This is a genomic window from Pontibacter sp. BAB1700 (assembly GCF_000277005.1).
Lineage (GTDB): Bacteria > Bacteroidota > Bacteroidia > Cytophagales > Hymenobacteraceae > Pontibacter > Pontibacter lucknowensis.
The window spans coordinates 1-11,775 of the sequence record NZ_AKIS01000156.1 but is presented as its reverse complement, the minus strand read 5'-3'; the positions used below and the strand labels follow the sequence as shown (position 1 = coordinate 11,775).

Genomic DNA, 11,775 nt, shown 5'->3' with positions numbered 1-11,775 from the left:
TCCACAAGGTGGACAAATTCCGTTGGCAGCCATTGCCAAAGTGGAGTTCCGTCCGGCCCGATGATGATCCGCGGCGAAGACTCTTTCCTGACTGGCTACGTGCTGCTGGACAAACGCGAGGGCTTTGCCGAAGTGACCGTTGTGGAAGATGCACAGCGCTACCTGCAGGAGAAGATCGCAAGTGGCGAACTGGTAGTGCCGGCTGGGGTGAGTTATAAGTTCTCTGGCAACTACGAAAATCAGATTCGAGCCGAAGAAAGGCTATCCTTTATTGTGCCACTCAGCTTACTGATCATCTTCCTGATCCTGTATTTCCAGTTCCGGTCGGCGAGCACGTCGCTATTTATTTTTACATCGATTGCCATGGCTTTTGCCGGCGGCTTTATGATGCTGTGGCTTTACAGCCAGGGCTGGTTCATGAACTTCTCCTTTGGCGAGACCAATATGCGGGAGTTGTTCCAGATGCGCACCTTTAACCTGAGTGTGGCCGTGTGGGTTGGCTTTATCGCCCTGTTTGGCATCGCGACGGACGATGGTGTGGTAATGGGGACTTATCTGAAACAAAGTTTTGAACGCAACACACCGCAAACCAGAGTCGAAGTACGCGAAGCAGTAATGGAGGCAGGTATACGCCGCGTGCGTCCTTGTCTGATGACCACCGCCACGACTTTGCTGGCGCTGTTGCCTGTGCTCACGTCTTCGGGGCGAGGCTCCGATATCATGATCCCGATGGCGATTCCTTCTTTCGGGGGAATGTTCGTGGCCCTGATCACGCTGCTGATTGTGCCGGTGTTATATAGCTGGCGCGAAGAATCCAAAATCAAAAAAGAAACCGTATGAAAAAGATACTGGCTTTAATCATGCTAGTGCTGGTGGCAATGCCCTTGGCACAAGCGCAAACGCTGGAAGAATATCTGGTGGAGGCAGGCGAGAACAGCCCGACGCTGAAGGCGCGCTACGCCGAGTACCAGGCGGCGCTGCAGCGTGCCCCGCAGGTGGGGGCGCTGCCAGACCCGGAGGCTTCCTTTAACTTTTTTCTGCGGCCGATGGAGCGCTTCATGGGCAATCAGGTAGGCGATATCTCAGTGATGCAGATGTTCCCCTGGTTTGGTTCACAAAAGGCGGCCCGCGACGAGGCGGACTACATGGCGCAGATGAAATTTGCATCCTTCATTGAAGCGAAAATCAACCTGTACCACGAGGTGCGCACCATCTGGTACCAGCTATACCTGAATGATCAGGAATCGATCCTGATGGAGAAGGAGTTGGAGATCATGAAGACACTCGAAAGACTGGCCCTGGCCAGGTATAAATCGGCTCCGGCAGGCGGCACTTCTGGAGCCGCCACGCCAGCCCGGGGTACAACGGGCGGCTCGACTGGCTCTTCTAGTGCTGTGGGGAGCGGTGGCTCCGGTATGGCGGGTATGGAGAGCTCCGGCGGTGCAGCTGCGGGCTCGGCCAGTGGGGGCAACATGGCGGCTGGCGGCAGTAGTATGTCCGGTATGGGCAGTACAGGAGGGTCTTCTATGGTCGATGTCATGCTGATCCGGTTGCAAGTGAAAGAACTGGAAAACCAGGTCCTGATTCATCATGAAGCACGCAGGCCGCTGCAGGTAGCTTTTAACCAGCTGTTGCGCCGCCGTCCAAGTATGACGGTCATTTCTGCCGACACGCTCCTGCCTGCTGCGTTGCCGGCTACCTTGTCGCTGATCGAAGACTCGATCCGCAGCAATCACCCGATGCTCAAAATGTACGAGTGGGACGAGAAGGCCCGGGAATCCCAACTGCGGATGGCGCAACTGATGGGCCGACCAATGATTGGGGTGGGGCTAAACTACATGATCTTCAAACCGCGCATGGATGATATGACCCAGATGAATATGGGCGGCGAGAACATGGTGATGCCGATGGTGACCCTGACGCTGCCGATCTACCGTAAAAAAATACAATGCGGCCCAAAAGGAAGCAGAGTTCTCCCAACAGGCGGCTGTGTTCCAGAAGGAAGCTACGGAGCGTGAACTGTTCACGGAACTGGAGAATCTGCTATACCAGTACCAGAGTGCAGTCAGCCGGATTAACCTGCTCAAAGATCAGGTAACGCTCACAGAACAGACCATCCGGCTGCTCACCACAAACTACTCCGTTACGGGCACAGGTATAGAAGAGATCATCCGCCAGCGTCAGTCTTTGCTCAGTTTAAGGCAACAGCAACTGCAGGCTGTCACAGACCAGAACATTGCCGTGTCAGCCATCAACCGCATGATGCAGGGGGATAATTAGAATTGGGTAGGTATAGATAGAGTAGACGGGCAATAGTGTCCCCTTTGAAGGGGGCAGGGAGATGACAATCGTGCACCAGTCTACAAAAGCACTGAAAATCAGAAGAACAACAGTCATAAGCATAAAGAAACATGACATCAAGAAATAAAAGAATCGGAACCTACTTACTCGTGGCCTTGGGCGGACTGCTGCTGGGCTGGCTGCTGTTTGGCGGCCGGGGTTCAGAACAGGCACACGAACACGCCGGAGAGGTAGCGGGTGCCACGGAGTATACCTGCTCCATGCACCCACAGATCAGGCAGGAGGGACCGGGGAAATGCCCGCTTTGTGGCATGGATTTGATTCCGGTGAGCAATGGCGGAAGCAGTAACAAAACCAGCCGCTATGTACTTGAGATGACACCAGAGGCCATCGCTCTTTCTAACATCCAAACTACCAGGCTGGAAATGGTTGATCCGGAGAACGAACTCGTGCTTTCGGGCAGAGTGGCCTTGAACGAACAGCAGGTGTCTTCGATCACAGCTAAGTTTCCGGGACGCATTGAGCGGCTCTACGTGAACTTTACCGGGCAGGAAGTGCGCCGTGGAGAGCGGCTGGCTTCGCTTTATTCACCGGAGCTGATCACAGCCCAGCGTGAGCTGCAGGAAGCTGCCCGAGCCAAGGACCTGATGCCCGAACTCTACGAAGCCGCCCGGTCCAAACTCAAGCTCTGGAAGTTGACTGATGCACAGATCAAGCGTATTGAAAACGCATCGGACATCATCACCAATTTCGATATTTATTCTGATGCCGCCGGTGTGGTAACAGAGCGATTGGTAAGTGCCGGTGACTACGTGACAACAGGGTCTGCACTTTTTGAAGTAGCGAACCTGTCCTCGGTGTGGGTGGTGCTGGACGCCTACGAAGCTGACCTGTCCTGGATCAAGCAGGGTGGCAACATCACCTTCACGGTACCAGGTATACCTGGCAAAGAATTTACAGCCAAGGTAGCCTTTATCACCCCTGTACTCGATCCGACAACCCGTGCCATCGAGGTGCGGGCGGAGGTGCAGAATCCCGGCAACCAGTTGAAGCCGGGCATGTTTGCGGATGCCCGCATCAAGACCTCTACCGGTGCCAAAGAACAGTCACTGTCGGTGCCGAGCAGTGCCGTGCTGTGGACAGGTAAGCGCTCGGTGGTATACGTGAAAGTACCGGGGCAGGAGATGCCGGCTTTCGAGATGCGCGAGGTGACACTGGGGCCACGCATGGGCGAGCGGTATGTCGTGGAATCTGGCTTGCAACCAGGTGAGGAAGTGGTAACAAATGGTGTGTTTGCCGTGGATGGAGCTGCACAGCTGCGAGGTAACTACAGCATGATGTCGCCACCACCAGCAGGCGGACCTAAGGCACCGGAAGCTTTCCAGCAACAGCTCACCCAGCTCATTGACCAGTATTATACCCTGAAAAATGCCCTGGTAGCATCCGATGTGCCGGCAGCACGTCAGGCGGCAGGTACCTTTGTCGTGACTTTGGGGCAAGTGAATATGGGTGAACTCGATGGTAAAATGCACGATCAGTGGATGGCGCTGCTGCCAACATTGAAGTCTAATGCCGAAGCGATCCAAAAAAGCCGCGATCTGGAAAAGCAAAGAGCTGCTTTCTCACCGCTTTCCGACCATGTCATCGAAGCCGTGAAAGTGTTCGGCATTCAGCATGATGTGGCCTATATACAGTCCTGTCCGATGGCACTCGGCGATAAGGGCGCATTCTGGCTGAGCGAGATCAAGGATATCCGAAACCCATATTTCGGAGAGGCGATGCTGACATGCGGAGAAACGGAAGAAACGTACAGAAGAGGGCAGAGCACGGGAGCAGCTGCTGACCAACCGGCTGCCATGCCGCAGGGGCACCAGCATTAAACCAAACCTATCACAAACAGGAAGGCAGGTATAGTGCACTATACCTGCCTTCCTGTTTTATAGAAATACACATAGCTCAGCTGTATTTAATCTCCACCACTTCAACTTCTTCTTCCACACGCCCCAACTTCAGGTGCAGCTTCTGACCGACTTTGGCACCCGTTACCGCTTGTGCAATAGGAGCTACAAACCCTATCAGCCCTTGCGTAACATCTGCTTCGTCTACACCCACGATGGTGAACTGCCGGATGGTGCCGGGTTTGCCACCACTAAGAGTGCGTAGCTTGACAGTGGCTCCGAAGCGCACTTCGTCCGGGGTTTGCTCCAGCGGGTCTATGACTCTGGCGCTGGCAATTCGTCCGTTCAGGGCGCTGAGTTTGCCGTTGAGGATAGTGAGTTGACGGGTGCGGTCCGCATCGTTTTCGCGGTTGGCTTCTACAATAGTGCGCTCCGATTCCAGCTCTTCCAGTTCAGTTCTAAGTTTCTCCAGTCCCTGCGGACGAACATAATTGGGAACGCCTGCAGGCAGGGCAGCCCGTGGTGGAATGATGGGCGCTTCGCCTGCGTCGTCTTCTTTTACAAATGCTCTGCTCATGCCCTGTTATACAGCAAGGGAGTGCCGGATGTTTCCGACACTCCCTTTTCTATTAGATCAGGTGTAAGAGTAGTTGCTATACCTGTTTATTGTCTGTCTTAATCCTATTAACTATAAAAGTCTCTTATCTTTTGCCACAGGCTCTTTTGTCACAGTAATTACATAGGCATTTGGAGCACATACTCTTTGCCGGCTGGCACGGTTAGTTTATAACCTCTGATCCAGGGGTTGTAGAGGCGCAGTGTTTTGTAATTCGTACCCTGTTCTTGCGCAAAGTCGATCAGGTCAGGTATGGTGTTCTCCACGGTCACAGCTTTGGCAGGCAGTGGATTGTAACCATGTGTTTCCGGTACGTCAAATCCATACTTCTGCGGATTGCCGAGAATTTCTTTCAGGGCCAGGATACGGAAGATGTAGCGGGAGGTCTCGTCATTCAGGTAGAGATCATAGAAGGAGTTCACCTTCTGGTGCTTCATGGCTTTGTCCAGACCAGCCATGCCACGGTTGTAGGAGGCGGCAGCATCGGTCCAGGTGCCAAACTTGTTTTTGGCTGTTTTGAGATAGCGACAGGCCGCCACAGTCGATTTCTGCACATGGAAGCGCTCGTCCACCTCCCCATTCACAACCATCCCATAGCCGCGGGCCGTGTCTGGCATGAGCTGCCAGAAGCCAGAGGCACCGGCATGGGAGGTTACCTGCCCGAAAAGACTCTCGGCCAGGGCCAGGTAAATGAAATCTTCGTGCATATCATTCTCCTTCAGGATCTGCCGGATCTCCGGCAGGTAGCGCTGCATTCGTTTCAAGGCCAGCAGCGTGCTGGTGTGCAAGTAGGTGTTAGCCAGCAGCTCACGGTCGAGACGCTCCGCTACATCCGGCAGATGCAGCGGTACGGGTTCACCTGCAAACGTGATGGCGTCAGGCAGGGCAGGTGAAGTGAAAATTTGTCTGTTTGCCTCAAAGGCTCTGTCGTTGCGCTCGTTTGGCGTAGCGCTCAGTTTGAGGCTGTTCTCACCGCTCAACTGTAAAATCAGTAGCGGTGCAACCAAAATCCAACCATACTTTAAAAATTGCTGTCCCATAGCGTGCTCCTTTCTTGTACCTGTATTTATAACCTGAAAACTGAAGATGAATTGTGTTTCAAGGTAAGGAAAAATGCAACAGGATGCCAGGCTATACCTGCGATTTTTGAGATTGGAAGAGACATTTATTCTGACTTATTAGGTGATAAATCTTCCTCTAAAGCCAGTTAGGTAACAAAGTGAGTAGAAGAACTGTGTTCAGAAAACCTGATTTTAAAATAAGTAATATATAAGTTTTGCAATATTTATCTATTTGCAGTATCAACCTTGCCATCGCCTTACTTTGCCAATAAAAAAGTCAAGGCTGCCGGCATGCGCCTGGCCCAGGCCGCTTCGTTGTGCTGTGCCTTCTTGTCCAGAACCCAGGTATAGTCTTTGCCTTCTCGGTAGCCTTGAGCCTGCAGAGCTGCTAACATTTCGTCTATACCTGGCTGCAGACGGGCCTCCAGGTCGATGCCGCCGTTGTCAATATAGAGCTTCAGCTTTTTCTTTTTGCCTTTATAGGCTTGCACGTCCTTCACGTAGTCGATGTGCATGATCTTGAAAGCGGGGGACATACAGATGGCCTTGCTGAACACCTGCGGATATTCCCAGGCCAGCATAAACGCCATGATTCCACCGGCTGAAGAACCGCCTGTCAGGGTATGTTTGGCGCCCGATTTGGTGCGGTAGGTCTGATCAATAAGCGGCTTCACCTTGTTCACTACAAAATCCATGTAGGCGCTGCCTTTCAGCCCCGGCACATACTCTTCCATGCGATCGGTCGTGTTGTAAATTCCTACGATGATGACAGGCTCCATTTGCCTGTTGCGGATCAGGCTGTCTGCCGTTTCGTCTATGCCCCAGTCTACGCCGAAGGAACTCGTAGCCGGATCGAATACGTTTTGCCCATCATGCATATAAAGGACAGGATAGCGTTTGTTACTTTCTCCGTAGCCCGGCGGTAACCACACAATCAGGTCACGGGGCTGCAGGCTGTCTGCTGTTAAGTTGCGGTGATACGCTACCGTGCCGGTGATGCCTCCTGAAATTGGCTTGCTGGCTTTCTCCAGCCAATGGCTAAGCTGATGTTGCACGGTGGTGTCACCTTCTAATTCCAGACTGAAATTTGGCAGCGGATTGCCTTGCTCGTCGGTAGCCTCGGTGTTCCAGGAGCCAAGGGTGAACTTGTACTGCACTGACTGCTCTTTCAGGTATACCGTCTTTTCCCATACCTGAGCCCCGGTATGCCGCATAGTGATGCGGTTGGGTTGCCAGTTTCCGAGTTCAGGCGTGCTGCCACTCAGGTATACCTGCTGCGAATCCGATAGGGTAGGAGCGTACACCCGGAAGGTGATACGGGTGCTGTCCGGTTGTTGCTGCCCTATGGCAGTGTGGTAAAAGCTAAGCATTAAAAGCAAAGACAACAGAAGGCTTTTCATAGGGCTTGCAACATGTGATCTGCCTACAAAGATACAGGAAATGTCACAGGCAGCGGACGTCAAGCGAAAGAGGCTCATCTGCCTTCAGCTCCATACTACTCACCACATAGTGACTGAAGGCATTGAGGGCGCTTTTTTGCAGGGCATGGTATACAGCGTCATTGGGCTGACAGCAAATCTGCATGTAGTTGATGCCCCGCTGGTACAATTCAAGCGACACCTCTGGCAAAGTATTTATGTTGTCCTGGGTAAGATTGTAAATTGTAGTCGTCTTTAACAGAGATCCCACCAGCGGCACATATTTATTTGTTCGGATAAAACGGTTCCCCAGCCAAAGCCCGCCGCTCAACACCGGGTTTACTGACTTTACTTTGAGTTGATACAGTTTATGCGTGTGCCACAGACCCATACCGCTTTCATTTACTTCGTAGTAGTCACTTAGCTTGCTCTCTTCAGTGAAAAGAGATGTTTTAAATAAGGTATCACCAATGGCGGCATTCTCAACCCGCAGGGTACGGGCAGTTGGGAAAGTCAGGTATAGAAACTCGTACAGGAAAGTGTTGCGATAAGATTTGGAAAGCAGGTGCAGCATGGTCAGGTTGCCGGCCCGAAGGGTGGTAAACTGGCGTTTCAATCCTTTCGGGTCGAAGTATCGTTTTCGCACGCAGGTAGCCAGGTCCCGTCCAATACCCATGTTACGGACAGAGGGATCAACCAGCACATCGAAACCGAAGCCTGTCTGGTGCAGCTTTCCGTTGATGCACATGGGTGTCTGTGCGCCTATACCACCTGCCAGCACCTTCTCTTCCGGGCCAAGTGCGACAAAAGCAGCATAGTCCTCAAATAGCTCTGCCCGGGATAAAAAATGATCGCGCATGACTTCCAGCTTGACCATAAAGCCCTGCGGCGACATACGTTCAATTTCCAGTAGCGCCTGTTCATGTTCCGGCCCGTAAGGCACTATCCGGAATTTTGCTTTTTTCCTGGCAATCATATCATCATTTTAGCTGCCTTTTATCGCTTATCAGTTATGCATATGAAGTGGCAAATGGTACACATACTTACTCGCCAGCAAGCGCATGGCGGCCTGTGGGGCTATTTTCCCTGATGCGTAGCATATAAATTCCCCTGACCGGATAGATCAATGAACGAAAAGAACCGCAGCACAGATAATACAGCCTTAGTCATGATTCGTGTCCTTTTATAAAACCAAACAGGCGTTTAGACTCTTTTTAGATACGATATATTTTGTGAATAAGTAAATATTTATTTTGATTATTTTTAGTGTTAAGTAAGAGGTTTATTTGTGTCAGGTTCCTGCTATTAATTAGAGTCACAAGGGTTTTACTGAAGTAAGGATACATTATTGGATCCTAAGTTTACCCTGATTTTTACTGTGGCAAGGTATATTGAAACCAAAAAAGCCCTTCTGTGTGAAAGGCTTCTAATGGACAACACATTGGCTGTTTATGGAGCTGTTGTTGCAATCAATCCCTGAATTACCTGCAATAACCCGGATGGATACACGCCAATGTACACCAGCAGCAAGGCCAGCACGGTAAGTGTACCTACGCTGGCCACATAGATAGAAGGACGCAGTTTGCCACGTGGATCAGCCTCTGTCTCTGCTTCCGGCTGTTGGAACATAACAGCCACAATGCGGATGTAGTAAAATAAGCCGATCACACTGTTGAGCGCCAGCATCACCACCAGCAACCAGAGCTGTGTATTTACCCCCGCAGCCAGAATATAGAACTTGCCCACAAAGCCCGCTGTGAGCGGTATACCTGCCAGCGAAAGCAGCATGGCCGTGAAGACAGCCGCCGTCCATGGTCTGCGCCAGAGTAGGGCACGGTAGTCTTCGAGTTGCTCCGCATCACGCTCCTTATCAGAGAGCATGGCCACTACCCCAAAAGCTCCGACCGTCGTGATGAAGTAAGCCACGAGGTAAAAGGTCACCGCTTCCACACCCATTTGGTTGCCCGCCAGAAAAGCCACGAGCAGATAGCCCAGGTGTGCGATGGAAGAGTAGGCGAGTATGCGTTTGACGTTGCGCTGCAGCAAGGCCAGCAGGTTGCCGCCAGCATGGAGGCAATGGCTACGATGGTGAAAATCAGCACGAGTGTCGGGTAGCGGAAACCGTCAACTTCCATGAAGAAGCGAATCAGCACGCCCAGCACCCCGCCTTTGGAAACAGTGGCGATAAAAGCCGTCACCGGGGCAGGCGCTCCTTCATACACATCCGGCGCCCACATATGGAAAGGAACCACACTCAGCTTGAATCCTATACCTACGATCATCATCCCGAAGCCAGTCAGGAGCAACAGCGGCAGTTCGGTGAAATTGGCAATGGCTGCGGCTATACCTGCAAACTCCATGGTACCGGTGCTGGCGTATACCAGCGCCATCCCGAAGAGCAAGAAAGCAGAGGAGAAAGCCGCCAGAATAAGATACTTTATACCTGCCTCGTCGGAACGTTCCCGTTTACGCAGGTAGGCGATGAGGGCATAGAGCGACACGCTGAGGATTTCCAGACCTAAGAACAATGAGGCAAAATGCTTGCTGATGACCAGTACACAAGCCCCGATTGTCGCCATCAGGAGCAGGAGATAATACTCCTCTTTCCGCTCTTCCCGTTGCTCAAAATAGGCATAGGACAGCATGCTGATGAGCAGGGCCGTGAGCAGAATCATGCCGATGTAAAACACGCCAAATCCATCGATGACCAGCAGCGGCTCAATGGTATAGCGACCGACATTCCGTAGCTCAAAGAGAGAAGCAAAAGCCGCTAGAAATGAGACGGCCGTGATGACATACATGATCTTGTGGTTGCGCCCCACGGCAATCACCAGCATGGACACCAGCACCGCAAAGGTGAGAATGAGCAGCGGCATGAGGTGTTGGAAATCAGTCAGCGTCATATCTTTTTAATTAGAAGATTTGGGGATGAGTGGACTTGGAGATTTGGAAACTTGAAGATTTAAAGCTGGCTTCGCGTCCTCAGGTTTTTCCGAAAGTTTCTCCAGTGTGTTTTCTTCTACACGCGCCATGTTTTCCAGTGTCGATGGGAGCTTTTTTTGCTCTATTGGAGGCTTCGTATAAGCCTGCAGTTGTTCCTGTATGCTGGGTCGGGCGGTGTCAAGGACGGGTTGTGGGTAGAGGCCCAGCCACAGGATCATAGCAACCATCGGGATGGCGATGAGCATTTCGCGGGCGTTCATATCGGGAAGCGGTTGCACGAGTTTATACTCCTGGAAGAAAATTTTCTGCATAATGCGAAGTGAGTAAATCGTTGCCATCACCAAGCCGATGGTGGCGAAAACGGTCAGCCAGTTGTTGGCCTGCCAGGAGCCGACGAGTGTCAGGAATTCGGCGATGAAGTTGCCCAGTCCGGGCAGGCCGAGGGAGGCCATGACGAATATGAGCGCGATGACACCCATCTTGGGAGCCGTGGACCAGAAGCCACCCATCTGCCGGATGTCGCGGGTATGGAGTCGCTCGTAGAGGAAGCCGGCGATGATGAAGAGTGCGCCCGTGCTGAGGCCGTGTGTGATCATCTGCATGACCACGCCCTGCAGCGCCCACTCGTTAAAGGCAAACACGCCCAGTATCACGAAGCCCATGTGGCTCACACTGGTATAGGCCACCAGTCGCTTGAGGTCGGTTTGGGAGAAAGCCAGGATGGCGCCGTAGATAATGCCGATTACCCCCAGAAGCATGGCCCATGGCGCAAACTCTACGGTAGCCGTCGGGAAGAGCGGCAGCACGAAACGGAGCAGTCCGTAGGCTCCGGTTTTGAGCAGCAGTCCCGCCAGGATCACACTGCCCGCCGTTGGGGCTTCGGAGTGTGCATCGGGCAACCAAGAGTGGAACGGCACCACGGGTAGTTTCACCAGGAAAGCCGCCAGAAAACCGAACATCAGCAAACGTGCCGCTTCGGGTGCCAGCGTGGTGTTGAGCAACTCAAAATAACTGAAGGTATAGATTCCCGTTTGGCTTCCGTGGATGAAGTAGAGTCCAAGGATAGCCAGCAGCATGAGCAAGCCCGAAGCCTGCGTGAAGATGAAGAATTTGTAAGCAGCGTAGCGGCGGTTTTCATGTCCCCAAATGCCGATGAGGAAATACATCGGGATAAGCATTACTTCCCAGAAAAAGTAAAACAGGAAGAGGTCCATGGTGAGGAACACGCCCGTTATACCTGCCAGCACCCAGAGCAAATTGAAGTGGAAAAAAGCGACTTTGGTCTGAATCTCCCGCCACGAAATAAGCACCGCCAGCAAGCCGATGAAAAAGGTGAGCAGCAGCATGAGCAGACTCAATCCGTCGAGCGCCAGACTAAAGCTGATTCCCCATTGCGGAATCCAAGGCTGGGTGAATTGTACCAACCAGGCCGAACCCAGAACAGGTATAGGATTGCTCAGCCACAGGTATAGCGTCATCAAGAAAACGGCACCCACAGAAGCCAGCGCCACCCAGCGGGGCAGGCTGCGGTTAACTTT

At 52.4% G+C, this 11,775-nt stretch carries 8 protein-coding genes and 2 pseudogenes; 4 read left to right on the top strand and 6 right to left on the bottom strand.

Going from position 1 to position 11,775, the window contains the following annotated elements:
• The 4 genes and pseudogenes from O71_RS16940 to O71_RS16930 form a co-directional block, all read left to right on the top strand.
• Positions 1–840 (top strand): annotated as a pseudogene (locus tag O71_RS16940) (efflux RND transporter permease subunit); the annotation flags it as partial.
• Positions 837–2,018 carry a TolC family protein gene (locus tag O71_RS16935; protein WP_007659272.1) on the top strand — a complete coding sequence of 394 codons (1,182 nt, stop codon included), beginning with the start codon at positions 837–839 and terminating at the stop codon, positions 2,016–2,018. The pseudogene O71_RS16940 and the gene O71_RS16935, both read left to right, overlap by 4 nt.
• Positions 1,990–2,280 (top strand): TolC family protein, encoded by a 291-nt coding sequence (locus O71_RS25875; RefSeq protein ID WP_007659271.1) that lies wholly within the window; start codon positions 1,990–1,992, stop codon positions 2,278–2,280. The genes O71_RS16935 and O71_RS25875 overlap by 29 nt, the downstream gene beginning before the upstream one ends.
• A 131-nt stretch (positions 2,281–2,411) precedes the next feature.
• Positions 2,412–4,181, top strand: coding sequence for an efflux RND transporter periplasmic adaptor subunit (locus O71_RS16930; protein WP_040574554.1), 1,770 nt, complete (start codon positions 2,412–2,414; stop codon positions 4,179–4,181).
• A gap of 76 nt (positions 4,182–4,257) precedes the next feature.
• On the opposite strand, the gene O71_RS16925 is transcribed toward O71_RS16930, so the two are convergent.
• From O71_RS16925 to nuoM, 6 genes and pseudogenes are all read right to left on the bottom strand, one after another.
• Positions 4,258–4,776, bottom strand: coding sequence for a GreA/GreB family elongation factor (locus tag O71_RS16925; protein WP_007659269.1), 519 nt, complete (start codon positions 4,774–4,776; stop codon positions 4,258–4,260).
• Positions 4,777–4,934: 158 nt separating this feature from the next.
• Entirely contained in the window at positions 4,935–5,855 is a 921-nt protein-coding gene (locus O71_RS16920) for a lytic transglycosylase domain-containing protein (protein ID WP_007659268.1), read from the bottom strand.
• 278 nt (positions 5,856–6,133) lie between these two features.
• Positions 6,134–7,276, bottom strand: coding sequence for an alpha/beta hydrolase-fold protein (locus tag O71_RS16915; protein ID WP_155800979.1), 1,143 nt, complete (start codon positions 7,274–7,276; stop codon positions 6,134–6,136).
• Positions 7,277–7,319: 43 nt separating this feature from the next.
• Positions 7,320–8,270, bottom strand: coding sequence for a GNAT family N-acetyltransferase (locus O71_RS16910; RefSeq protein ID WP_007659253.1), 951 nt, complete (start codon positions 8,268–8,270; stop codon positions 7,320–7,322).
• A 473-nt stretch (positions 8,271–8,743) separates the two neighbouring features.
• Positions 8,744–9,873, bottom strand: a pseudogene (locus O71_RS25870) (NADH-quinone oxidoreductase subunit N).
• A 330-nt stretch (positions 9,874–10,203) separates the two neighbouring features.
• Positions 10,204–11,775, bottom strand: a 1,572-nt coding sequence (gene nuoM / locus O71_RS16900; protein WP_007659247.1) for an NADH-quinone oxidoreductase subunit M, incomplete at its 5' end; no start/stop codon positions are given.

Excerpts from the sequence above, each read along its gene's own strand:
- O71_RS16935 (WP_007659272.1), top strand. The coding sequence starts at position 837 with ATGAAAAAGATACTGGCTTTAATCATGCTAGTGCTGGTGGCAATGCCC.
- O71_RS16930 (WP_040574554.1), top strand. The coding sequence starts at position 2,412 with ATGACATCAAGAAATAAAAGAATCGGAACCTACTTACTCGTGGCCTTG.
- O71_RS16925 (WP_007659269.1), bottom strand. The coding sequence starts at position 4,776 with ATGAGCAGAGCATTTGTAAAAGAAGACGACGCAGGCGAAGCGCCCATC.
- O71_RS16920 (WP_007659268.1), bottom strand. The coding sequence starts at position 5,855 with ATGGGACAGCAATTTTTAAAGTATGGTTGGATTTTGGTTGCACCGCTA.
- O71_RS16915 (WP_155800979.1), bottom strand. The coding sequence starts at position 7,276 with ATGAAAAGCCTTCTGTTGTCTTTGCTTTTAATGCTTAGCTTTTACCAC.
- O71_RS16910 (WP_007659253.1), bottom strand. The coding sequence starts at position 8,270 with ATGATTGCCAGGAAAAAAGCAAAATTCCGGATAGTGCCTTACGGGCCG.